This is a genomic window from Allorhodopirellula heiligendammensis (assembly GCF_007860105.1).
GTDB classification, from domain to species: domain Bacteria; phylum Planctomycetota; class Planctomycetia; order Pirellulales; family Pirellulaceae; genus Rhodopirellula; species Rhodopirellula heiligendammensis.
Window position 1 is genome coordinate 2331385 of the sequence record NZ_SJPU01000001.1, and the last position, 23961, is coordinate 2355345.

General features: G+C 57.1%; 18 protein-coding genes. 11 read left to right on the forward strand and 7 right to left on the reverse strand.

Translation table 11 applies throughout. The features are described 5' to 3' along the window. The first annotated feature begins 70 nt into the window (after positions 1-70). From Poly21_RS08810 to Poly21_RS08820, 3 genes are all read left to right on the forward strand, one after another. Positions 71-1501, forward strand: coding sequence for a DUF1598 domain-containing protein (locus tag Poly21_RS08810; protein ID WP_146406472.1), 1431 nt, complete (start codon positions 71-73; stop codon positions 1499-1501). Between the two features lie 183 nt (positions 1502-1684). Then, a complete protein-coding gene (locus Poly21_RS08815) occupies positions 1685-3355 on the forward strand; it encodes a hypothetical protein (protein WP_146406473.1) in 1671 nt (556 codons plus the stop codon). A gap of 346 nt (positions 3356-3701) precedes the next feature. Next, positions 3702-4679, forward strand: a complete 978-nt coding sequence (locus Poly21_RS08820) for an SDR family oxidoreductase (protein ID WP_146406474.1) — start codon at positions 3702-3704, stop codon at positions 4677-4679. Positions 4680-4787: 108 nt separating this feature from the next. Here Poly21_RS08820 and Poly21_RS08825 read toward each other — a convergent pair whose 3' ends face one another. The 4 genes from Poly21_RS08825 to Poly21_RS08840 all read right to left on the reverse strand — a co-directional run bounded on the left by Poly21_RS08825 (position 4788) and on the right by Poly21_RS08840 (position 10322). Continuing rightward, positions 4788-6257: an anti-sigma factor family protein gene (locus Poly21_RS08825; protein ID WP_146406475.1), complete on the reverse strand. Its 1470-nt coding sequence runs from the start codon at positions 6255-6257 to the stop codon at positions 4788-4790. Then, positions 6254-7033, reverse strand: coding sequence for an RNA polymerase sigma factor (locus Poly21_RS08830; RefSeq protein ID WP_302118178.1), 780 nt, complete (start codon positions 7031-7033; stop codon positions 6254-6256). The genes Poly21_RS08825 and Poly21_RS08830 overlap by 4 nt, the downstream gene beginning before the upstream one ends. Positions 7034-7116: 83 nt before the next feature. Beyond that, the gene (locus Poly21_RS08835) at positions 7117-9297 is read right to left on the reverse strand and encodes a protein kinase domain-containing protein (protein WP_146406476.1); all 2181 of its coding nucleotides are present in this window, start codon (positions 9295-9297) and stop codon (positions 7117-7119) included. Positions 9298-9503: 206 nt separating this feature from the next. Next, the gene (locus tag Poly21_RS08840; protein WP_146406477.1) at positions 9504-10322 is read right to left on the reverse strand and encodes an AP2 domain-containing protein; all 819 of its coding nucleotides are present in this window, start codon (positions 10320-10322) and stop codon (positions 9504-9506) included. A 344-nt stretch (positions 10323-10666) separates the two neighbouring features. On the opposite strand from Poly21_RS08840, the gene Poly21_RS08845 reads away from it, so the two are divergent. The 6 genes from Poly21_RS08845 to Poly21_RS27290 all read left to right on the forward strand — a co-directional run bounded on the left by Poly21_RS08845 (position 10667) and on the right by Poly21_RS27290 (position 19112). After that, complete coding sequence (locus Poly21_RS08845) at positions 10667-12757, forward strand: dockerin type I domain-containing protein (RefSeq protein ID WP_146406478.1); 2091 nt, start codon at positions 10667-10669, stop codon at positions 12755-12757. 25 nt (positions 12758-12782) lie between these two features. After that, complete coding sequence (locus tag Poly21_RS08850) at positions 12783-13736, forward strand: NAD(P)-dependent alcohol dehydrogenase (protein ID WP_146406479.1); 954 nt, start codon at positions 12783-12785, stop codon at positions 13734-13736. A 122-nt stretch (positions 13737-13858) separates the two neighbouring features. After that, on the forward strand, positions 13859-14746 hold the full coding sequence (locus Poly21_RS08855) for an alpha/beta hydrolase family protein (RefSeq protein ID WP_146406480.1): 888 nt from the start codon (positions 13859-13861) through the stop codon (positions 14744-14746). A gap of 475 nt (positions 14747-15221) precedes the next feature. After that, positions 15222-17054, forward strand: a complete 1833-nt coding sequence (locus Poly21_RS08860) for a glycoside hydrolase family 97 protein (protein WP_302118496.1) — start codon at positions 15222-15224, stop codon at positions 17052-17054. A 167-nt stretch (positions 17055-17221) separates the two neighbouring features. Further along, positions 17222-18070 carry a hypothetical protein gene (locus Poly21_RS08865; protein WP_146406482.1) on the forward strand — a complete coding sequence of 283 codons (849 nt, stop codon included), beginning with the start codon at positions 17222-17224 and terminating at the stop codon, positions 18068-18070. Positions 18071-18842: 772 nt separating this feature from the next. After that, positions 18843-19112 (forward strand): hypothetical protein, encoded by a 270-nt coding sequence (locus Poly21_RS27290; RefSeq protein ID WP_302118185.1) that lies wholly within the window; start codon positions 18843-18845, stop codon positions 19110-19112. Positions 19113-19285: 173 nt separating this feature from the next. On the opposite strand, the gene Poly21_RS08875 is transcribed toward Poly21_RS27290, so the two are convergent. Beyond that, a complete protein-coding gene (locus Poly21_RS08875) occupies positions 19286-19657 on the reverse strand; it encodes a hypothetical protein (protein WP_146406483.1) in 372 nt (123 codons plus the stop codon). A gap of 287 nt (positions 19658-19944) precedes the next feature. On the opposite strand from Poly21_RS08875, the gene Poly21_RS08880 reads away from it, so the two are divergent. Further along, the gene (locus Poly21_RS08880) at positions 19945-20472 is read left to right on the forward strand and encodes a DUF5662 family protein (protein WP_146406484.1); all 528 of its coding nucleotides are present in this window, start codon (positions 19945-19947) and stop codon (positions 20470-20472) included. Positions 20473-20936: 464 nt separating this feature from the next. Next, positions 20937-21257: a hypothetical protein gene (locus Poly21_RS08885; protein ID WP_146406485.1), complete on the forward strand. Its 321-nt coding sequence runs from the start codon at positions 20937-20939 to the stop codon at positions 21255-21257. Positions 21258-22129: 872 nt separating this feature from the next. Here the strand turns inward: Poly21_RS08885 and Poly21_RS08890 are convergent. Both Poly21_RS08890 and Poly21_RS27295 read right to left on the reverse strand, forming a co-directional pair. Further along, positions 22130-23494, reverse strand: coding sequence for an IS110 family RNA-guided transposase (locus Poly21_RS08890; RefSeq protein WP_302118188.1), 1365 nt, complete (start codon positions 23492-23494; stop codon positions 22130-22132). Positions 23495-23655: 161 nt separating this feature from the next. Next, positions 23656-23952, reverse strand: a complete 297-nt coding sequence (locus Poly21_RS27295) for a hypothetical protein (RefSeq protein ID WP_302118190.1) — start codon at positions 23950-23952, stop codon at positions 23656-23658. Between the last annotated feature and the right edge of the window lie 9 nt (positions 23953-23961).

Here is a 23961-nt window from a genome sequence, read left to right on the forward strand (position 1 = left end):
AATACCACAAGTATTCTAGACACTTGCCGCTATGTTACGAAACTTTTCACCTGAGCAGGAATCTGTCTCGATGCGTTCTCTCATTCAACGCCCGTTCGCCCGTTCGCACCGGGACGGAACCCCGTTTGCCCGCCCGTTTGCGAACCTGGGCGTATTGGCCCTTCTCGTCGGCCTTGTCTTCACTGTTACTGCGGTGCCCACAGCATATGCTGGCCTTGGTTTCGGAAACCGGCAAGCCGTCGGGGGCGTGATGATCGACCCCGAAGGCAACGTGCGAGCGGCCACCGAGGCTGAACAGAAGGAGATGGCCGAGAAGGTGCGAGCGGCGATCAACCAACCCGGTGGCGAGTTGGGCGAAGCGACCGAGAGCCGAGTCATTTCGCTGGCGCGGTTGCAGGATGCCTTGAAAGAAATGCACGAAACCGGCCGCGAACTGGACGATGAGACCGCGTTTTTGGCTGGACTGCAGCGGGTCGAATACGTCGTCGTCGACAAGGAAAACCATGACATTCTGTTGGTCGGCCCCGCCGAACCTTGGGAGGTGCGTGCAGACGGCTCCGTCGTCGGCACCAAATCGGGTGGCTCGGTATTGCGTTTGGACGACCTCGTCACCGCATTCCGAAGCGTGGAAGAAGCGCGGCGTGACGGAGGCATTCTGTGCTCGATCGAACCTACCGCCGAAGGTCGCCAACGGCTGCAGGGTTTCCTGAAAAACATCGTCCTGCGTCCAGGGCAAAACCCCGCGTTCTTAGAAGCGGGGATGCGACAAGCGTTCGGTCCGCAAATGATCAAATTGGCAGGCGTTCCCACCCAGAGCCGGTTTGCCCGCACCCTCGTCGCTGCGGATTTCGAAATGAAACGGATCGCCATGGCGTTGACTCCCTCGCCCGTCAAGGGATTGCCCAGCTACCTCGATATCGCACGAAACAAGCGGCAGTCGGCCACGCAGAGCCCGCGCTGGTGGATGGCCTGTAACTACGACGCCATCGCCCGTGATCCCGCCGGCCAGGTCTGGAAGATCAGTGGTCAAGGCGTCAAGACGCTGACCGAAGAGGACATTGTCGCCGCCGATGGCACCGTCGTGTCCGACGGCCGTCAGGACCCCCTGGCCGTGAAATGGGCAAATGCGATGACCGAGAAATATGACTCACTGTCGAAGGAAATGCCGATTTTTCGCGACCTTCGCAACGCCATGGATTTCGCCGTCGTGGCCACACTGATTACCCAGGAACAACTCGATCGTAGCAGCGGTATCGACCTGGGCGTCCTGCGTGGGAGTGACTCCTTGATCGAACTGCCTAGTTTCGACTTGCCCCGCTCACTCAGCCCCCAGTGCAGCTTCATCCACGGAATGGCGGGCTGGACCGTGACAGCATCCGGTGGCGTGAATATCAACGCATTCGGTGTGGTCGAAAATCAAGTAGAACGCCCCGAATTGCAATCACTTGTCAGTGTCCAACAGGACAACGGTTCGGATCGCTGGTGGTGGAACGGCAACTAGGTTTGACTTGCTGCGACAGATGAGAATCTGGTAGGAGGAAGGTAGCGACGCTTACTCGAGCGTGGTCTTAGAGAGCTCCCGTTACCTGAGTGCGATCACCGGTGGGAGCCCTGTCGTGGCTCCTCCCGCCGTCCAGGGAGGGGAGCCACCCGCCTGATTTCCGCCAGCCCTTCGTCCGCCGCTATGAGTCAATTTCGTCGTCAGGACGATCGACGTCGCCGTGTCCTGATGACCACCGCGTCGGCGACCGCCGCCACCCCTGCGAGTGGATCGCGCAGTCGAATCGACTCCATGCGCGAAGCACGCCGGCCCACGCTGGTCTACGGGACACGAGTTCGCGAGGGCCTCCGCGGCCGCTGGTTCTCACTGGTTCCCGTCGACCGGTCCGCCGTCGCGAAATTGATCGCCGTGCTGTCGACCGTCGTACTTGCGATGGTACTGATGAACGATGCCACCGTGCGATTCGTCTCCATCGAAAGCCGCCCAGCGTTCGTGGATGTGTTTCAAATCTATCGGCCTGGTAGCCTCGGTCGATACGTGACCGGCGTGATGTATCTGGCCCTCGCCGGTGCCGGTTGGATGACCTACCAACTTCGCCGTTTCCGCAACGACGATTTTCGCGGCAACTATCGCCTCTGGCAATGGATCGTCGGTGTATCGCTGGTCGCCAGCGTCGCGACCGTGGTGCCCCTGCTCGCCATGCTGGGGGCTGCTGTCGAAATGCTGATGGGGCGACGGATTGCGTTGTCAGGTCACGACTGGATCGGACTGTTCCTGGTCGTTGGCGGAGCGGTCTTGGCACTCCGCACGATCGCGGAGACCTGGCAACACCGCACGAGTTTGGCGTTACTGATCGGTGGTTGGATCTGCATCGCCATCCCTGTCGCTGCCCAGTGGAACATGATCGCTGTCGATACAATGTTACGGTGGTCGGTCGTCACTTCAGCGCCCCTACTCGCGGTGTCACTGTGGTTTACCGCGGCGGTGATCTATCTGCGCTCGCTCTATTGCGAAGTACGCGGCATTGAACCTGCAACAGGCATGATCCAGCGTCTGCGCGAAGCAACTCCCCGGTGGTTCTCCCGTCGAGACTCCGACGCCTCGGCAGACTCATCCGCAATGACCGAGCCACCTCCGGCGCGCAAACCGGCGGCGAAAGTGACCAGCCCGCCCCGTGCCTCGACCAAAACAACTGCCAAAGCCGACGCCGAAAAGACCGTCGACTCAGACACCCCGATCACAAAACGTCGGTGGTTCGGTCTGTTGCCACCCGCGAAGCCCAAACCCGCCAAGGTCACACCTGCCAAGTCCGCCGCCAGCAAATCGAACTCCCAGCCGGTCGAAACGAACCCACCCGATATTGATGACGAATCCGCCCCCGAGGTGAACACGAAGAGAGATCGCGTCAGCGATGATGACGTCGACGAATCCCCAAGCGAGCAGGAACCGACAAAACGTCGGCGATGGTGGCCGAGCCTCCGTCGAGGCTCGAAGGCCACTTCCGATTCGCCGTCTCCCGATCAAGCCGCAGAGGACGCATCGCCGCCCGTCGAAGTGGACGAAAGCGATGAACCACCCAAGAAACGGCGTTTCGGCCTCGGCTCGTTATTGAAGCGAAAAGCGAGCAAAGAATCGGAGGACACCGATCCGAGCGAAGACGCCCCCCCAGCATCGAAGCCCAACACTCGCTCCAGCGCGCCTCGCAATGCGGCACCCGATAACGAGCCAGACGATGACGACGATGACAGCGACGGTGAAGAATTCTCCGACGATGATATTGATTGGTCGAGCATGAACAAAGCGGAACGCCGCCGCATGCGGAAGCAACTCAAACGCGGCGGCCGGGCGGCCTAAGATCGAATCGAGAACCACCGATCTGTCAAAGTCTATCGGTGCTATCTCCAGCATATTGGGTTTCAGAAGCCTGGCGGTAGCGTCCGTTGCAGGCGACGCCACCGCTGAGGACCGGTTCCAAAAAGTGGGCTGACGTGAAACAATCCCCCCCAACGTCGGCAATGGATCTTTCACCAGCTGTCGATCGATCTGGATTCAACAGGCACCTATGCCAATGTGGACGCGAACGGCCAACGAGAGCTGAGCTCACTAAACTCGCTATCGTCTCGAGTCCGTGAATCGACACGCCGTTAACAAAATCCACTACGCTGTTGCTGTTTCTACACGTCCGTCCCCCAAGGTCACTATGAATTTCGCTTCGCTGCACGATGCCCATTGTCTTGTCACCGGGGGCGCGGGGTTCATCGGATCCCATTTGGTCGGCAAGCTCCTCGATGCCGGAGCGCGGGTTCGCGTCGTCGACAATCTCTCGACAGGCTATGCGGCGAATCTGCAGAGCTTCCAGCAGGGTGGACACGCCGATCGGTTGGAATTCATCAACGCTGATGTGTCCGAGCCCTCCATCGCCACCACCGCAGTAGATGGAATTGATCATATTTTTCATCTCGCCGCGATGGCGAGCGTCCCACGGAGCATGCGGGAACCGGCACTGTGTCATCAGTGGTGCACGACGAGTACCGTCGAACTACTGGCCGCTGCGGCGAAGGCGGGTACACAGCGATTTGTATTGTCGTCGACCAGCGCGGCCTACGGAGACTCCCTGTTCGTTTCCAAGCGGGAGAGCGATCCACCGTCGCCCCTATCCCCCTACGCAGCCTCCAAACTCGCCGCGGAAAGCTTCTGTGCAGCGTTCAATCGCGAGTTCGATATCGAAACCGTGGTGCTGCGGTACTTCAACGTGTTCGGACCACGCCAGGATCCGCAGAGTGAGTACAGCGCTGTCATTCCCCGATTCGTCTCGATGATCCTCTCAGGGGAACGCCCTGTGATTTATGGAGACGGGCACCAATCTCGCGATTTTGTGTACGTCGGCGACGTCGCCGATGCCAATCTACTCGCCGCGACCCAACCTGACGTCGCTGGCAATACTTTTAATATCGCCCGTGGTGAACGAACCACTCTGCTCGAGTTACTGCAGACGCTGCGGGAACTGCTCGGCCGGGACATCCAACCTATCCACGAGCCCGCTCGGGCAGGAGACGTTCGCGACTCGCTAGCTGACATCATCCAAGCCCGCACAAAATTGGGCTTCGATCCTGCAGTGACCATCGCGGAGGGATTGCGGCAAAGTATCGAGTATTACCGTGAGATCTGCGCCAGCTGAGCGGGCGAGCTTGGTACCGCGGCCGAGCCACCCTCGCCAGCCGATCGGGCGTTGTCAGACTCGTGGGCGTCGCTTCGACGACAAGCGTCCGCGGACTAACGAACGCCGTTACATGCCGTCGATCAACATCTTTCTCGCTTCTTCAGGCGATGCCAAATCGAGGCGTTCACGCCGCGTCGGCGACATCGATTCGTATTGCTCCGCGAGTGACAATGGCTTGGCCTCACCCCGGATCTTGCGATGCACCGCTTCATGCGCCCATTCGCGCAGAATCACGCTTTGCATCCAGGGATCGGAAACGTATTGCTGCAGCGTATCGAGGTCCTTCGTAGGCAACATGGATCGGATCGTATCCAACTCGCGGTGGCTCAGCGGTGGTATCTTTTGGTACGACGATTCACCATCGCGTGAGGACCGCCCGTCACGCCCCGGCCAGTTCGGATCTCGCACGACACTGGCCAACGCAAACATCCGGTACGCAAGCTTGGGATCATCACTGCGATGGGAGTTCTTCTCACACCAATCAAATAACTTTTGAGAGGGCGATGGCTCGCCGCCCTTCCCCTGATCCTCGCTCAATCGTGCTTTGACAAACTGGATGACCGTGAAATCAATCCGTTCGATCGCATCTTCACTGAGATTGCGGCGCGTAATGCGACCGATGGACGTGATCATCTCACCAATCGCCGCATCGATTGCCCGAAAGCGCTCCTCGCTCGTACCGGTTTCGATCTGAGCAACCATTTGATCGCTGAGCTGCTCACGCATGCGGACATACCTCCGCAACGTATCGAGTTGCTCGTGAGCGTTCTCACGCGACCACAGTCTCGCTGCCGAAGCACGGAGCTGTTCCTTGGAGGGCTCGTCCAATCGATTAAAGCGATCCCATCGTGCTAAAGCGATCATCCGCTGTTCAGCAGGAACTTCACGCAGGCGAGCGGCAAATTCAGTCGGTGACGGCGTCTGTTTCTCATCATCCAGGCCACCGTATAACGACTGCGGCGACTGCGGATCGATCACGTTATCTACCGCTTGAGTGATCGATCCACCGACCACCGAATTCCAGCGAGGTGCCGCCATCAGGTCTTCAACCAAACCGGGTTTCTCACTGAGTCGGTACGCATCCATGTCCAGCGCGATCGGGAAGTCCGCGACTTGCCGCCGAAGCTCGCGTGCCTGGTTCCAGCGTACCGCTGCAAACACAATCGCCGCGATGATGAGCGGTATGCCCAACCACAGCAACCATCGGATCCAGTTAGCCGTGGCCGGTTTTTGCTGGCCGCCTGGATGCGCCGTCGGCAGCGTAGCAAAATCGTTTCCCGAAGTACTCGAGCCGCTCTGGGTGAGATCCGCCACAACGAGTTGCAACGTCGTTTCAACAGAACGCTCGTTCACAGTCGGGCTGGGCAACCAATCGAGCAAATCCCAACTGCGTTGAAGATTCTGTAGACGCACACGCAGCGAATCATCGGCGACTAACCGATTCTCGATCTGATCACGCTCCTCCCGCGTCACCTCACCATCGAGGTAGGCGACCAGCAATTCGTCATCGGAATCGATCATATTGGAATCTGTCATGCATCACCGCCCGACGGATCGCCCGTCGATTTACCATTATTGTCAGGCTTTGATCGCGCCGAGCGATGTGGTTCCTGGAACTGTTCGAGCATCTTCGAAGTCGAAGGCAGCGATTGCGAGACATGGAGGTCCTCGTCCAGAACGCCGCTCTGCATATAGGAATCGAGACTCTCCTTGAGACCGACGCGGGCACGGCTGAGCAGCGATTTGACCGCTTTGGTTGTCAGCCCCATGGTTTCCGCGATTTCGACGTAATTCATGTTCTCGAAACGCGACAGGATCAGCGCCATTCGCTGACGCTCGCTCAGGGATGCGACCGCCGCACGAACCAACCTGGCTCGCTCATCACCTTCGGCCAGCCGCACCGGCATCATCCCACTCGCATCGAGCGCCGTCGTTGCCAAGAGCGGGCCGCTGTCATCACTCGCTCCCAAAAACCGCGGTGCGTCCATCTCGCTGATCTCGTGACGACGCGAAGCCGTTCGCTTCGCGTTGCGAGCAACGTTTCCCGCGATCGTAAACAACCAAGTTGAAAACTTGGCCCCCGGCTCATAGCGTTCTCGAGCGCGATAGACTCGCAAAAACGTCTCCTGGGCAAGGTCTTCAGCCAAATCGGTATGGGGTGCCAACGTCTGCATCAAACGCACCAAACGTGATTGATAACGGCGAACCAACTCCTCGAAAGCTCCCGCGTCATCGTCGCGCACCCGCAGCATTAACCGAACGTCAGGATCGGTTTGCGTATAACGCAGTACGGTAGAATCGGAAGCAGACAATAGGAGTTAGGAGTTAGGAGTTAGGAGTTAGGAGTTAGGAGTTAGGAGTTAGGAGTTAGGAGTTAGGAGTTAGGAGTTAGGAGTTAGGAGTTGTCCTCCCCCGGCATCAGGATGCCGTAAACTTCCGTGGTATGATTATTGTCGTCGAGCACGGGACGCCCCCGTGTCAGCAGGCTGCGGTAGTGCCCATCGTCGTCGCGGCGTCGAAAATGAATCTGAAAGGCGGCACCCGTCTCAAGAGATTGATTGAGCACCTCACGAAAACGCACTCGATCGTCCGGGTGCACGTCCGCTAAAAACTCTTCGAAGTTCGGTTCCGCTCGCTGCGGGTCTCGCCCCACCACACGGAACGTCTCTTCGGACCAATGCACCAGCCCTGTGTTTGGATCGAATGACCAAGCACCTAACCCCGCGAGCCGCTGGAGGTCTCGCAGACGTCGCCGACTTTGCTCCAGATTCCGCTCAGCAGCGCGTCGCTCGGAGATATTGCGGATCGTTGACATCAACATCTCAACACCGTTGACGTTCACCGTCCGGGAACTGATCAGCACGTCAATTTTTCGATCAGCGTCCTCAGAGTTTCGCAGAAACTGAGTTTCAAAATTCTCGACGCGACCTTCCCGAGTCAATGCTTCGAGAAACCGTTCACGCTGCTCCGGACAGGCCCAAACCTCGAGACTCGCAATCGATTGTCCCACTAAATCGCCCACGTCATAGCCGAGCATGGCCAGGCAAGCGGGATTGGCTTCGAGCACAATCCCGTCGGACCACCGCACCAACATCCCAGCTTCGGGGGACTGCGTAAACAACGCAGAGTACTTTGCCTGACTCTCTTGCATCTCGTCCCGCAGGTCACGCTCACGCCGCACCCGAACGGCTGCCTCACAGTCTCCCTGCCCCGCAACATCATAGAGCCTCAAGGAAAGATCGAGGTCACCTTGACCGGAGGCAAACCGAGCGAATTCGAGCTGAATCTGGCCCAGCGTCCGCTTGGCGCGTTCGTTCTCGGGCCACAGTTCAATCGCCTCGTGCAACAATGCTTGACCGATCCGAAACCGCTCGTAGGTTTCCTCGGGAACATCGGCGCCGCTCCCCGGCGCAGCGTCCTCCGGCCACACCCGCCGTTTGGCGCGGCGAACCAATCGCTCACTCTCCTCATGAATGCGGTGAGCCTTGATCGAGCGTACGAACTCCTCCACGCTCGGGAATCGCGCCGCGGGACGAGTCTCCATCGCTTTCATGGCGGTATCCATCAACTCACCAACCACTTCAGTGGGCTCAATATCGTTGCGCGCGGCCGCTTTGATGCATTGCAATAGGTTCTTTCCATGGTGCGGCGGACGCGATGTCAAAATCTGGTACAAGATCGCGCCGAGCAAGTACACGTCCGTGGACGAGGTGATCGAGTCAAGCCTGCCCATCGCCTGCTCCGGAGCCATGTAGGCAGGCGTCCCGCCGATCGCACTGTTGCTATCGAGCACCACCTGCGCGACATCTCCGCGACGTGTGCCGCTGAGCTGCAAGGCCAACCCCCAATCGGCAACCAATGCCTCGCCGAAACGACCGAGCATCACATTCTCAGGCTTGATATCTCGATGAACCAATCCGCGAGAATGCGCATAACGAATCGCATCGGCGACACGTAATAAGATCGTCAGGTTTTCTTCCACACTGAATTGGTCGATCTGTTGATCCCAGCTCGTCCCATCAATGCGCTTCATCGCATAGAACAGATGCCCCTCACCATCGATGCAGAGATCATGCAGCGCAATCACGTTGGGATGGTCGAGCGAACCGATCACGCGAGCCTCCGCCAGGAACCGTTGCCGCGATTGGCGGTCACAAGCCAGTTCTCGTCGCAGTACTTTGACGGCGACCTCTCGATCGATCGCCCGCTGGTGAGCTTGATAAACAATCCCCGTGCCGCCACTACCGAGTTTCCCGATCAGACGATACTCAGCCTCTTTGCTGTCAGCCTCCGAACAACCTCCCGACGAAGCCGCCGCCGCAGCTCCGCCCCACGTGACGACCTTTCGTCCAGGGACAAATCCTTCGTCCGTGCGCAACGCTACCAGATCGATGGGCGTGTCAATGGTCTCCTGTAATTGATGATCGGCGGAGCCATCGTCGGACCAATCAGGATGCTGCAAGTGCACACCGCGGTCGGCGAGCGACAGTGTCAGGGTTTTCGAATCCGCTGGCATCGCTGCCAATCGCTGCGCCAATGAATCGTTGTCAGATATCGTGTCGAGCAGCGTTGCCATGGAAGTCTGTCGTCCTCTGAAGTGTCAAACATTTGTCGGCCGAGCACCGCATGTCACCCACACAGCAACTCACCAATACCCGGAGCCCTCCGCACGGTCAATCACCAAGCCGCACCGTCAACCTGGTCGATGACGCGTGCCCCGCGAACGCTCCCACTGTCCAACGCGCCGACGGTCCCACTGGCGGGATCGCGTCGAACGTTTCACTAACGACGCTTCGCACTCTTTTTCGCAGCCTTCTTCTTCACACTCTTCTTGGCCGCTTTTTTCTTCACACTCTTTTTGGCCGCTTGCTTCTCAGCACTTTTCTTGGCTGCCTTCTTTTTAACTGATTTCTTGCCGACCATTCGTTTCGTAGCGGCCTTTTTCTTGACTGCTTTCTTAGCACCCCGTTTCACCGACTTCTTCGCAGCCTTGTGCGATGATTTCTTCGCTGCCTTCTTCAACGACTTTTTAGCCGTCCGCTTCGCGGTCGCGCTCGCCGCGGGCTTCTTCACACTTCGCTTGCCCGTTTTGACAGACTTCTTGGACGTCTTGGAGACGCGTTTGGTTCGCTTCCCGGCGGCTGATCGCTCGTACATCGCCACGACCTGCTCGCGATCGGTGATCTGCTGCTGCCGCGCCAAAATAGCGAGTTGCAACGCTTGGTCCTCGCCGTACTTATTCCATGCAAAACTTGCCTTTTCGCGTTTGCCGTCCTCGGTTACCCAAGACGCACAGTAAGCATAGTACTCACAACCGGGATAGCGGTTGTCTTGCGAGTACGCCACATGCACGCCCACGACGCCGGTGGTGTTGCGCGAAGTCAATTTATCTCGCGTCGAGTTTTCTGCTGGCCCCAGTTCCTCGAGCAGTTCTTCGTAGGCTGACTTTGCGGCCGCCAATGCCTTGCGTTTACCACCGTACTTCGAATCCGAGAAGTATTGGTGAATCCGATTGCCACTCCGCGCAATCCGCACCATGTAGCCACGTCGATTTTCCAAGTCGAATCGAGTGATGCCTTTGGCAACCGTCTGAGTGGGCATAGGATGGGGGTCCAATAGGGTGCTTAATATCAGTCGCCCGGCGACACCAACGTGGTGGGTTCGTCAAAAACAAGCGAATTCTCAATGAACATTAAAATCTTTCGCCCGTGGGACTACAAGGCGTTGAACCTGAGCCGAGGGCTGGAACATGCATTCCGCACGCCTGAATTTGGCTCACCGCCGCCCACTCGCAACTGAGATTGACATGTGTACATCCGTTTGCTTCACGCACGTTTTCGGTATTGCGCAGGCGGCCAGTCTGATACACTAACACCGCCGACCCTACGCCCACTGCCCGTCGCGTTTTTCATCGCGTTTTCGACTTCTGCGGAGGATGCCGCATCATGAGTTCGCCATTTCGCTACCGACGACTCACCACAGGACGCTGCCAAGTGAGATCGCGTGCCACCCGCGCCATCCGATTCGAGGCACTCGAATCACGTCGATTACTGGCCAGCGGTCAGTCGATCCCCGCCGGGGAACCCTCCGACTCGGTCCATTTCCGGTTTGATTATTCCCATGACACCGGGTTCTTCAAAAATCATCCGGAACGGCGCGCGTTGCTCGAACTTGCCGGTCGATTGCTCACCGACCGACTGAGCGATACTCTCGATGCAATCCCAGCATCCAACTCGTCGATTCGCTGGGAAGCCCACTATACGAACCCTCGCACGGGTGCGAACACCAAACTGCCCGCGGGTTTTGCGGCAGCCGCTAATGAAATCGTCGTCTATGTGGGCAGTCGCAATCTGCAAAACCTGGATTTCCAAGGCGGCACGGTGCGCTCCTACGCTGACGGAGTGAAAACTCCGTTTAGCTATGCCTGCTCGTCAACGACGCAAGCGCAGTGCACCGCATTTGGAAAGACGCTGACCACACGTGGTGAAGGAGTCACCCAGGGGACCGGCGCCGTGGACTTCGCACCCTTTGTCGCTTCGCTCACTTTCGACAATCGTAGTGATACGGTCGATGATTGGAATTTCGATGACGGCCCGCTCCAAGCCGGCCAACACCGTTTCCTCACCTTTGCCCAACACGAGCTCGCCCATGTGCTCGGATTCGGCATTGCGAACTCGTTCACGACCAAAGTCCAAGCTGGCAAGTTTACCGGTGCCAAAACCGATGCGGCCTACGTTGGTGCGGGACACCTGCCGCTCAATGGTGGCCACATCGCGCAGTCCGTCGCCGGTGAGCAGTCGACAATCATGACGTCCAGCATTCAAAGTAGTGGACTCTTCGGATCGCTCGACTTCGCTGTCCTGGACGATATCGGCTGGCAGGTCGTCGGCGACTCTCGCCGAGCCGTTACGATGACAACGTCCGCCGAAGCCCTGCCCGAAAATGCTGGTGCTTTCGAATTGACGGCGACGCTTTCCTCAGCATCCTCGACACCGATCAGCGTCCCCGTTTCGATTCGCGGCACAGGAAAACTAGGCTCCGACGTGAGTCTGTCGGCCAATCAATTCGTGTTTGCCGCCAACCAAAAGACTGCGACGATTTCGGTCCAGGTCATCGACGACGGGGTCTATGAAGCTGCCGAATCAATCAACATCTCGCTACTCGACAGCGCCTACGCCCGACTCGGCAGCAATCCCGAGGTGCAACTGACGGTCTTTGACGACGATGGCTTGGACTTGGCCTCGGTACGAAGGGATGACCCGGCGAGTGCCACGAGTTCCCTCACGATCCCTGGAGACCGCCAGCCGCATGGAATTGTTTTCCGGGCCAGCAAAACTCAGAACCTGAGTGTGACTGCGCAGCATGTCGAGCACATCGACGCGGGTGTGCTACTGTACGACCGACATCAAAATATTATCGGTACTTACAGTGCAACGGGGCTCGCCTCTGCCGACCTCATTACCGGTGAATCGTACGCGCTCGTCTTCTATCCGCGAACAGTCCCCCAAACGTTCACAGTGGGTTTACCCGGCGGGCTCGCGTCCGTGACTGCACGACACAATGTGTTGTTCCCTGCCGACGTCAACGGCAATTACAATGTTACCGAGGTAGATGCCTTGCAGATCATCAACCAACTTAATCAGTCCGGTGACGACTTTTCCGTGGACGCCTCTACTGTCAGTGGCGAGGGATTCTACGACGTCAATGGCGACGGCCTGATCACCGCCGTTGACGCTCTGCAAGTGATCAATTTCCTCAATGGTCAAGGCCCGGCCGGAGAGCCCCTCGTATCTGCCAATGCCGATACCGTCGCACCGATCCCATGGTATCCCACGCCGACACCGACACGTCTGTCCGATAGCGACACAGAAACTCCGGTGCAGACATTTGACACTCCCAAGAAACAGCTTGACGCACCGCAGTACGACGAGGCGAAATCCGTTGTGGATGTGAAGCGAATCGATTCCATTGATCGCATCTTCGCCACTGCGACAGAAACTGATGTCTTCTCAATTGAGCTAGACCTGCTCTCTTAACCTTTTTCGACGCGAGGATGCTCCGATGCATGCAATGGTGTACGACGACTATGGCGACGCGAGCGTACTGCACGCCGCTGAGATCCCCACGCCGGAACGATTGCCGGGGCAAATCCTGATCGAGATGCATGCCTCGAGCGTCAATCCGATTGACTATCGACTGCGTCGCGGCGAGATGAAGGGTCTGCTGCCGGGCGGGTTCCCCCGCATCCCTGGGTATGACGTGGCCGGTGTGGTCGCCGATTGTGCCGACGATGCGCCATTCAAGATGGGCGACCGGGTGATGGCGTTTCTCGATGCTGCACGTGGCGGGGCGAGTGCGGAATTCAGCGTATGTGCAATCGACTCAGCCGCGAAGCTCCCTGACAATCTCTCCTTCGAAGAAGCCGCTGCGATGCCTCTCGCTGGCAGCACCGCCCTGCAGTCACTCCGCGACCATGGCAAGATGCAGTCGCACCATCGAGTACTGATCAACGGAGCCAGTGGCGGCGTCGGGATGTTCGCAGTTCAAATTGCCAAGGCCGCGGGATGCCATGTCGACGCAGTCGCCAGCGGTGAGAATCGTGAATTCTGCTTGGCCCTCGGGGCGGATCACTTTTATGATTATGAGCAGGTCGACTTTACCGAGTCGAGCGAACGCTGGGACATCGTTTTTGATGCAGCTGGAAAATCTGGATACCTCGACGCTCGCGATGTCATGAATCCCCACGGCCGCTACGTCTCGACTGAACCGGATGTCAAAGGCATGGTGATGACCGTGTTGACATGGCCCTTGTCGAAATCCGGCACCGTCATGCTCGCTCGACCGCATGCCGACGACCTGCAGGAATTAATTCGGTTGCATCAATCAGGTCAACTCAAGATCACCATCGACAGCCGCTTTCCTCTGCGAGATCTAGCCGCTGCTCATCGGCGCATCGAAGCGGGTGTGGACCGAGGCAAAGTTGTCGTTCTGCGTGAGCACACCTCTCCTGGCTGAGCCGCGGGTCGTTCACCCCTCACCGATCTCGACCAGTCGGCACGGACGGAGACACGGTCGAATGATCCGTTGAAAACTCACCCCAGAATTCTCCCCCGAGAACCTTGAGAGCCAATTCCCAAATGCGTCATTTCCTTCCCTCGAGTCCCTACTCACTCGTATGCCTGCTCTGTCTATGCGGCACCGTCAGCTCAAGCCGCACCGTCAGGGCCGCAGATGTGGAGATCACGCCCGACGTCGTCTACGGCCACAAGTTCGGAATGGCAACAACATTCGATGTCTTCACTCCCCAGGAGCATGCCAACGGAGCAGCGGTGCTGTTCATGGTCAGTGGGGGCTGGTATTCCCGCTGGACCCCGCCGGAGCAAGCCCAACACATGTTTCGACCGCTGACCGAGAAAGGGTTTACCGTCTTTGCAGTCCGGCACGGCAGCAGCCCCAAGTTCTCGATCGCCGAAGCGGTTGACGATGTACGGCGGAGTGTCCGTTTCATTCGCACCCACGCTGCCAAGTTCGATATCGACCTCAACCGTATCGGCGTGTTCGGCATGAGTGCTGGCGGACATCTTTCGTTGATGCTGGGGACCGCTTCAGACGAAGGCGAAGCCGACGCCAAAGATCCGGTTGCCCAAGCGAGTGATCGCGTACAAGCGGTCGTCGCCTATGTCGCCCCGACAGACTTGCAGGTGATGGCTTCGGACGCGCCGAACCGCGCTGCCGTCTACGACCGTTTTCCCGCCTTAGTGATCAGTCGCACCGTCGCTGCAGAGGATTCTCCGCTACTGTTTGTCACGCCCGATGATGCCCCGACGCTGCTGATGGCCGGTGCAAAAGACGACTTGGTACCAATTTCCCACAGTCGAAACATTCAAGCCGCCTTCGAGCAGGCCGGCGTGACGAGTGAGCTGATGGAGTTCCCCGACGCCGGTCACGGATTCGTTGGCGACGACGCACAGCAAGCGACCGCAGCAATGGTCGGATGGTTCGAAAAACATCTAGCCAAAAAGTAAACCCCCTGTTCGGCACCTCGCATGAGTCGTCAACAACCTGTTGATACAAACGACTTTGGTGACGCAAGCGTGAGCAGGGTGCCTTCGCTGCCCGTTGATTCGCTAACCCGACGCGTCCGCGAGGCAGGCCCATCCCATCAAATGCCACTGGCTTGGAGCACACTACCATTTCAGATGCGCTGCCTATTCGACACCTTTGCGATGGGGCATCCTGCATGAGGTGGCGACGCACGTCGGACTCCCTCCCCGCTCGAATGGCGATCATCGTTGTTCAGTCGATCCTTTCGGCTTACCATAGGGAGCATGCTCTGAACTGGCGTGAGTCGCACCGACGTCCGAGCTAGCCGATCCCTGTCAACGATGTGGGTCCGTCACGAAAACCGCCGATTAAGTCCTCATCGATCCACGTGAATCAGACGAGCGAATCTGACTTATGAATTTGAATGCAAATCGACTCATCCGCGTGCTCCTGTGCATGACGGCGTGGGGTGTGGCAATGCCCACGGTGTCGGCCGTAGATCTAGCGGTTCATTCGCCCTCGGGACGCCACACCATTGGTTTCACTTTACGGGAGGGCGTGCCCCATTACCGCGTCTCCTACGATGAAACTGTCATTCTCGCTGATTCGCAACTGTCACTAGACATCGCAGGCGATTCGTTCGGTGGCCCGTTCGTGATTGAGGGAACGCGGACGGACTCTCGACGCAGCAGTTGGACTCCTGTGGCCGGCTCAAAAGCGTCTTATCCAGACGCTTATAACGAAACTGTCGTGGAACTCCGAGAGGCGACGGGCAAGCAGCGACGACTCGATCTCACGTTCAGAGCTTATGACGAAGGGGTGGCGTTTCGGTACACGATAGCTGAGCAAGCGGAAATTGCGGACTTCGTCATTCAGTCGGATAACAGCGAGTTCCAATTCACTGACGATCACTTTGTCTATTGGGATGACTATCCTCAAGCGAGGTATTCCAAAGTGCGAATTTCGACAATGGGCGACCATGCGATACGGCCGTTGCTTGTCGAATGCGGATCGCATTTTGTCGCGCTGGCGGAGGCGGGCAGCCTCGAGAACTATGCTCCCATGATGCTGAATCGATCCCGGGACAATTGCTTGGTAACACGGTTCCGCCGCGGGAACGTTGCCGGGACCAGCCCACAATCGACTCCTTGGCGCGTGGTCATGGTCGCCGACGCGCCTGGGACCCTGGTTGAAAACCACTACCTACTTCAGAATCTGTCGCCGCCGTGCGAATTCGACGACACCTCCTGGATTCAACCTGGCAAGGTTTGGCGGAGCAGCCTCACCACCCGCGGGGCAAAGGCAATTATTGACTATGCCGCCGCGAATAATTATCAGTACGTGCACTACGACGCCGGTTGGTACGGGCCTGAACGGGATGCAAAATCCGATCCCCTCACCGTCATCGACGACATCGATATGAAAGAGGTGATTCGCTACGCGGATGAACATGAGATCGGCCTTATTTGCTACATCAACAAGATCGCGATGTCACGCTACGATCTCGACAAGACCTTTCGGACTTACCAGCAATGGGGTATCCGTGGCGTCAAGATGGGATTTGTCGATTGGCAGAGCCAGTCTGATATGGAGTTCTTGTTCTCAGCGATCAAGAAAGCGGCAGAGCATCGGCTCGTCGTCGATATTCACGATAATTTCCGCCTCACCGGGATTGAGCGTACCTATCCTCATGTGCTGACGGTCGAAGGCATCCTGGGGAACGAGGAACTGCCCCAGAAGGGAAACCCGCCAGAAAATGTGCTGACCACCTCATTTGCCAGAATGATCGCGGGTGCCGGTGATTTCACCCCCTGCTTCCTCAATGGGCGAGTCGTCAGTCGCTCGTTTCAGTTGGCGTTGGGCGTGGTGTTCTACAGCCCCCTGCAATATTTGCATTGGTACGATCAAGCCGATCAGTATGCGGGAAAATCCTTCCCCGAGCTAGAGTTTTGGCAGCAGATGCCCACGACATGGGACGATTCCAAAGTCGTCCATGGATCGATCGGGGACTACATGACCGTCGCCCGAAAAAAAGGTGACAGTTGGTTTGTCGGAACAATTGTCAACGGCGCCCGCAGTCTTGAGATTCCGCTGAATTTTTTAGGCAGGGGATCCTACACGGCGAAGATCTACGCGGAAGATCCGGATAGCAAAAAGCGTGTGATCGTCGAGTCGCGCAGCGTCACATCAGACGACTCGCTCACCGCAACCATGAGCTCCGGAAGCGGTCACGCCATCTGGATTTCCCCAGCTCCATCCTCGTCCGCTGGAACAAAACTCCGAAATTAAGTCGCACCCCAAGTCGAGCGAAATCAGGAATATCGCTTGAAACGCTAGCGGGTGGGGCGATACGAGCCAAACACCCAGACTCAGCCGGGCCATGTTAGCGAAGCTCCCGAATACGACCCTACTCACTTGGGTTGAAGCTATTGTAATCCCTCCTGGAGTTCCCGACTTTGGCAAAGAAAACGAATTGGCCGAAACTGAAGTTTTCAGAGAAAGGCTCGAAGGTTCCTGCCGGAGGATTTGACCAGCTTGGATTCGGCTGGGAGCTTCACTACTACGATTTCTTGCATCGCTGGAATGGCGGTGTGCCGTCTCCCGACTGTTTCAAAGTCAAAAACTGGAATGACGAGCCCACCATCGCAAGAGTGAGGTATTTTCATGGAATCGATCCGCAAAACGCAGGGCGTGATCTGCGCCATGCCGTGTACCACACGTGGAATGATTTGCCACGCGGCTCGCTGCCAATTGCTTCAATTGACATCGAAGAAGACGACTGGGATTTGTGTACGCTCTTAACTTTCACTTGGACGGACCGATACAACAAAATTTATTTGCTCGCCAACCTGCACGATTGCGGCCCCTACGATCCAGATGATCTATCTCGACTTCAATTGATTTCCAACTCGCTCCCGCAGTTCCTCAAGCTGCTCAGGCCGTACGATGACCTGAAGTATCGGACTTGGTTTCAACTGCCAATTGAGGCAAGCGAACTTGAACCTGTTGCGAATTCGTTGCGCAATGATGGCTTTGATGACTTCGGTGGATTCGCAAAGATCAAGGAGCAGCACAGTGTAGAGTTCTATAGCGACGAAAAACGCTTCACCGTATGGCTAACAACTCCGAATTCGAGTATTCGTGAGATTTCTGCACCGAAAAATGCGGATAGCGAATCTTGCCTTTTGGCAATTGACGCATTCCAATGGAATCACGCCCCTGCGACACAACATGTCAAGTCGCTGCTGAGACCGCTCCGACTGGACCGGAAGCTTAAGAAGCTTAGTCAGACACCAATCAGATAGAAGTTGGACTTGCTTTCCGCCGACGGCTAGTACTACAGCGTTAACTGGTGTTGTAGAGGATCGGGCTTTTCGCTGAGAATAGCATCTGGAGCATTTGTTTGGTTCATCCGGGTTTATCGTGGGTTTCGCAGCGGTGAGCCAGGTGTGCGGGATTTTCAAGGCATGTCGGTGGCGTCCGAAATCTTTGTCAGGCTGATGCAGCTGTGGTAGGATCGTTTCGCCGGGAGAAGCGGAAGCAAGCTCTGCTCTCAAGGAACTTCCCCTCGGATAGGCGGGACACCCTAAGTTCCTTGGTATCATTTGGTCACTTGTGGCCTCCGGCGGCTGGGAAGCAACTTGCCGAGGAATATCTCGGTCGGGGTGAGCCGAAAGGTGCCTTCACCTGGCGGCGGATGCGTCCGCCGTCAGCGTTTATCCTGGGACGGCATCGCTCATTTCGGACGTCACCGCCATGCCTCTAAAATCCAACATGCTGGATTTACCCACGACAATCCCGGATGGAGCTTTTGAACCTCGGGGACATAGTGAACCTCGGGGACATAGCACTCTCGCGACTCCGATGACACCGACTGATTCCGAGATCAAGTCCATCGCCGGGTGTCCTATCAAACTCGCTGAAATCCGCCAGCGACTGAGTAGTTTCAGTTGGTAGATACGGTTGCTGTGCCAACGGGTGGCGACGCGGGCAAATCGCGAGGACGAGCCGTCCTAGCCAGTGGGCCCGTGTGAGAGTGCAGCGGGAAAACGCTGTAGTGACAAAGGATTCTTGGCCATGCGGGCTGCGGATTACTTGGAGCTATTAGACTGGACGGCCCGGCAAACCGTCCCTGGTAAGCATCGCACCTCTGCGTGTGTGCCGCCCATTCTGGTGCGGCTTGGCCTGGACAGAGCGACTTGGTGTGAACTGATCAAGGACTTTGGACGCTTGTTCGATAGCGTGGCGGGTCGTCCTGAGTATGTGGACTCGATGCGCTGCCACCGGCCCCACCGCCGCTACCATCTCCGCCGCCGCGCCCGCGAGCCGCTGACGACCAGCGGTTAGCGAATCTCGCCGCTTTTCGTATGCACTAAACCGGTTCTAGGAACCGATGAAGATGGAGCACGCACCGACATCGTTTTGCCGCGTCAACGCCCAGCCTCAACCTAACGCTGGCCGGGCCCAATACCAGAGAAGTCAGCTCAAATTGCGATCGGGCTCATGCGGGGGAACGGCGGCTAGCCTGACGAAATGCTGCGTCCCCGCGCTGGAGTGTCGTGCAGCACACGCATGTCGCCACGCATCGTCTGAACCAGCACGGGCTCGGCAGGATCCATCTTGCCACGGATAATTGCCAATTCCTCCTCGGTCGGCGGCACCTCCAAGTCAAGGTTGCGTTCTTGCTTGCCCAACTGCGCGAGTTTGGCAATGATGCTCGACAAATCTGGCTCGGAGCGTCCCAACACCAAGTCGCGATAACACTCCAGTGACCTCACCGCCTGCCAACGCTGCCAAGCCGGAGCCCCCACCTCCAACAACATGCGGGAAAATTGCAGGGTCGTTTCGCGATTGACAGCCAACTCGTTTACCAGGCCCTGGGGGAACGTCATCGCATACCGCCGCAGCCACTTCGGGAACCAAACCCGATCGCTCTCCCCCCCCCGCCATCGGCAGACGCCACCGCGATCTCAAATTCCAAAAGTGTCATCAGAATGATCCTTCGAGTTAGCGAGGTTGCCTTTGCTGCCTGAGAAGACTATCATCAACTACCACTCTAGCGGCCTGCGGGGTATTGGTCAAACAACCACACTCACTTAGGTCGTATTGGAAAGATTCCCGAATACGACCCTACTGACAAGGGTTGAAGCTATTGTTCTGCCATCAGACGAATCACGGAATGACAACATCTGAACCAACTCCAGAGATGGTCGCGTTTTACGAGCGTCGAACCGCGGAGCACATCGATCGCGTCCGTCGATGCTTGGCTGTGATGGCATCCGTATCCGAATACGCCGACGAACTGAATGATCGTGCACGGGTTCATGACGCGTCCAAATACGGACCCGAAGAACGGATACCTTATATCTGGCTTACTGAGTTCCATCGGTGCCGCCGCTCTAGCGAACCGTTCGCATACCCTGACGGAATGGAAGAACGCGTCCGTTCGGCAATCGATCACCATATGACGACGAATCGCCATCATCCTGACTTCCACAGTGACCCGAACGACATGACGGATGTCGACCTGATTGAAATGGTCTGCGATTGGACGGCAATGTCGCAGGAATTCGAGCAAGACGGAGGCAGCGCTCGTGGTTGGGCGGACAGGACAATCGGTAACCGTTTACACCTGAACGAATCCAAACGTCGATTCGTTTTTGAGATGATCGAACTACTGGACTACAACCTCAACTCGGATGCGTAGTAGAGGCAGAACAATCCAATGCACCCGAGCGGCGAAGTCGGGCGTTTCGAAAATGGCCAATCTCTCGTCGCCGCCGGGTGATTGGTGACGTTCGTAGGCGCTGGTGAACTCGCTGAACCGCAGGCTGCAACGTCCAACGCCTGTAGTTTCCGACGCCTGACTCCAGCGTCCGCGATCCTCGACGCATGGAATCCAATGCCCGAATTTGCTTGCGTGCGGATGGGCGACTCGATACGATTGCGGTCTGGCCGGTCGTGTCGTGTGTCGCTACGCGCTTGATCCACTGTGCGCTACGAACAACGGCGGTGCACGGAAGTAACGCGTCACCTCCACTGCGGCGATTGGCTTCGCCATTTTACCGCCTCCGTTGCGGTGCCACGTTACCCCGTGACCTCTACGTTATTTGATTGACGCCGATCCGCTCACCTTTATGCTTGCACCCATTACGCAGTGCTTCGCACTCCATGGCAAACCGTATCCTACAGCTTAACGCCATATCGTTATTCTTAGCACTTGTCGGTACCGTTGGACTGACTTGGTGGTACGCTCATAACAATCGCTACTTACCAGCAGCGGATTTCGATCGCTCGATGGGCGGCCCCTGGAATCACAACGCCGAAATGACACTGTTTGTCGGCTACATCTGTGGTCTTGGCTCACTTGCCATCGTGGCATCGCTGGCATGGGTTGTTACCGCCCAAAATGCTCGGTTGCGTTTGATCGCTGGGGCAATTATGCTCGCGTCGATTGTCACCATCGGATACCATCTGTTGCTGATCGACTAGCCGCAATCGGCCATGCCCGGTCCACGCCCAGCAAATAACAATGCCATTCAACGGAGCCGCGTGTCAGACGTTTTGGCAGTGGTTGAGTCGCTCGTCGCGGCCCGCTGATGGCTCCCGCTATGAAGTCCAAGGTTTGACAAGTGGTGTTGGGTTGTTTTTTGTCTTACTTCATTTTTTTTCCGCTGGTGGAGGTGAGGTGCCGTTCGCCGGAGGCTTTTTTCGGTCGCTCGCCAGAGCATGGCGACCGAAAAAAGGCGCAGGTGAATGGCACCGGTTTCCATCTCGGTTGATGTCGATCACGGATGCATCAACGGCTTCTGACACGAACGGGTAAGGAGCTGGATTAAACGACTATTCGAGGTGTGAACGCTCTTGGTCCTGGTGGGCCAACATGATTCATGATGGCGGCGTCCCCTCAGTTATCCTTGCACGGTTCCAGCCACTTGATTCAGACTGGCGACGTGTTTCGGCGAGCACTTGCCTGGAGGCTTCAATGAGCAGCAAGTGGTCTTCCTTCGGTACGGCACATTCTTTAGGGCGATGTGTCGGATAGTTCTAGCGATCCTTTGCAATGGATCGATCCTAAATCGAACGGTCCGCATCAACTTGGGTCGGTGCTCAGTACGGAGGGCAGGTCTGTTCCTTGGTGGTTCGTGTCGTGGGCTGGCAGCGGGCTCCTGGGGTGATCGGGTTGGTGTTGGTGTTGACTGAAAGAATGACGATAGGGTTGGAGTAATGAGATGGTTTGAATGGCCAGCAGGTCCGATTCGTTACGACGATGTCGAAGCATCAGGCAGCCGATACAGGTTGTCCTGGTGACCGGAAGATGAAAAAGGCGAGCAAGGCCGATTCGTTACGCCGATGTCTGGGCATCAGGCAGAAATTACTGGCTTTCTTGCTCGCCGTGGCTTGGAGGTTTTCGTTCGTAGTTTTTCGTTTGATTGAGAAGTGGACCGAGGCGAGCGCGTCGCCGGCGAGTTGGTCGCTTTGCGTTTGGAAGCGGTCGGCTTGGCAGATCCAGTGCTCGTTCTCTTCACGGGATTCTGCCCAGTTGTTTTTGAAGCCCCCCTCTCGGCGGCCTCTCTCGCCGCGCGGGCTTCCTTGCGAAGACGACTTTTTCGCTGATCTGCATTCTCTTTGGGTTTCATGTTTTGCAGTGAGTCCTTGAGCCCCGCCGGCATCCTTCCGAACGATTCAGTGACCTGGATCATTTGCTTCGGGTCCCAATCCTTTTCGTCTCGCAGCATTGCCCAGGCGATCACGGCGATCTTGCGAGCCAACGCGCTCGCAGCTTTCTTTTTGCGTGTCTTTTGTTTGCCGCAGATCCTCTCGTAGACGCCCTTGGCCCACGGGTTGTACCGCAGCGAGGCCCAAGCACATTCGACGAGGATCGTTCGTGCCAGTGGATTGCCACGCTTGGTAATGCGTCCGTTGCGATCCGTTTCGCCGGATTGATACTGCCGTGGAACCAAGCCGAAGTAGGCCGACACTTGTCGTCCGTTTTCAAAGCGGTGAGGGTCGTCGAGACACGCGACCAGGATTTCAGCGGTTCGTGGTCCGACTCCGGGGATCGTTTGGACTCGCTTGATACGTTCGTCATTCTTGCCGATCGCTTCGAGCTTCTTGACGACACCAGTGAGTTGCTCGGCCAGCGAATCGAGAATGGTCAGTTCGATGTCGAGTTCTCCTTTCCAGAGTTCCTCAGGCCCGCAGTCGGTCAGGGGTTTGCGAAACGAGTTGATGTGCTCGCGACCGGAGTGCCAGGCTTTCTCGCCGGTTGCGATCTCGATCCCGTGGTTGACGAACCACGCACGGATGGCGTTCTTGGTTTTGTTGATTCGTCCGTCGAGGGTCTTGCGGTATTTGACGAGCGATCGGAACTCACGATGTTCCAGCGTCGGTGTGTGAACGCCTTTGAGCTCACCCATGGCGGCCATCCGAGCGAGCTTGAGAGCGTCGTCTCGGTCAGTTTTCCGTTTGACGTTGGCCCACCGCCAGGCTTCTTCGTTGGTGGAGCAGACGAGTGTTTCATGCCCATGATGTTGTGCCAGATCATTGATCCACCCCGAGGGGCCGCAGGCCTCCATGACGACCAAATCGGCCTTGGTGTCCTGGAAGATGACACCGAAGTGTTCTCTCGTAGTGGGTGTCGAGACAAACTGCGTTTTGCGAGTTTTTGAGTCGAAAAGGCAGCAAACGGAGTTGAATTTCCCGAGGTCCAGTGCGAGAATCTTCATGAGATTTCATTCCATGTGTTTGGTGGGTGGAGTAAATGTGACGGGCGGCCGCAAGCTGCCCAGATCACGGGTTTGAGTCGCCAGTTTTTTAACGAATGGCTCCCACCCGTCAAACCTTGGACTTACATGGATTCTTTATCCCACTGGGCGTGGACGAAACGCTATCGATTTTTGAGCAGGCGACGTTCGCGTTGGCTGCCTAAATCGTCCGTATCAAACGAGATCGCATGAAATTGCCAGACGTCTGCTGCGCAGATTTGTTTTTTTGCCCTTCCGCCCTGCATGCCCGCATCTGCTACAATCTTATCTTTTATAGGCTTCGGTTCAACACTTTCACGGATCACAATGATGAACTCATTTTTCTTTTGGCTCACTGCCGCCGCTGGCGTAGGTGCCTTGCTCTCGCAAATTGTGAATCCCGGTTTACTCGAAATTGTGATTGTCGTCGCACTCGCCAACGTTGCGTT

Coding starts and splice junctions, on each gene's coding strand:
- Poly21_RS08835 (WP_146406476.1), bottom strand. CDS start 9,297: ATGGCAACGCTGCTCGACACGATATCTGACAACGATTCATTGGCGCAG.
- Poly21_RS08845 (WP_146406478.1), top strand. CDS start 10,667: ATGAGTTCGCCATTTCGCTACCGACGACTCACCACAGGACGCTGCCAA.
- Poly21_RS08880 (WP_146406484.1), top strand. CDS start 19,945: ATGACAACATCTGAACCAACTCCAGAGATGGTCGCGTTTTACGAGCGT.
- Poly21_RS08840 (WP_146406477.1), bottom strand. CDS start 10,322: ATGCCCACTCAGACGGTTGCCAAAGGCATCACTCGATTCGACTTGGAA.
- Poly21_RS27290 (WP_302118185.1), top strand. CDS start 18,843: ATGCGGGCTGCGGATTACTTGGAGCTATTAGACTGGACGGCCCGGCAA.
- Poly21_RS08850 (WP_146406479.1), top strand. CDS start 12,783: ATGCATGCAATGGTGTACGACGACTATGGCGACGCGAGCGTACTGCAC.
- Poly21_RS08875 (WP_146406483.1), bottom strand. CDS start 19,657: ATGACGTTCCCCCAGGGCCTGGTAAACGAGTTGGCTGTCAATCGCGAA.
- Poly21_RS08890 (WP_302118188.1), bottom strand. CDS start 23,494: ATGAAGATTCTCGCACTGGACCTCGGGAAATTCAACTCCGTTTGCTGC.
- Poly21_RS08820 (WP_146406474.1), top strand. CDS start 3,702: ATGAATTTCGCTTCGCTGCACGATGCCCATTGTCTTGTCACCGGGGGC.
- Poly21_RS08855 (WP_146406480.1), top strand. CDS start 13,859: ATGCGTCATTTCCTTCCCTCGAGTCCCTACTCACTCGTATGCCTGCTC.
- Poly21_RS08815 (WP_146406473.1), top strand. CDS start 1,685: ATGAGTCAATTTCGTCGTCAGGACGATCGACGTCGCCGTGTCCTGATG.
- Poly21_RS08810 (WP_146406472.1), top strand. CDS start 71: ATGCGTTCTCTCATTCAACGCCCGTTCGCCCGTTCGCACCGGGACGGA.
- Poly21_RS08885 (WP_146406485.1), top strand. CDS start 20,937: ATGGCAAACCGTATCCTACAGCTTAACGCCATATCGTTATTCTTAGCA.
- Poly21_RS08825 (WP_146406475.1), bottom strand. CDS start 6,257: ATGACAGATTCCAATATGATCGATTCCGATGACGAATTGCTGGTCGCC.
- Poly21_RS08860 (WP_302118496.1), top strand. CDS start 15,222: ATGACGGCGTGGGGTGTGGCAATGCCCACGGTGTCGGCCGTAGATCTA.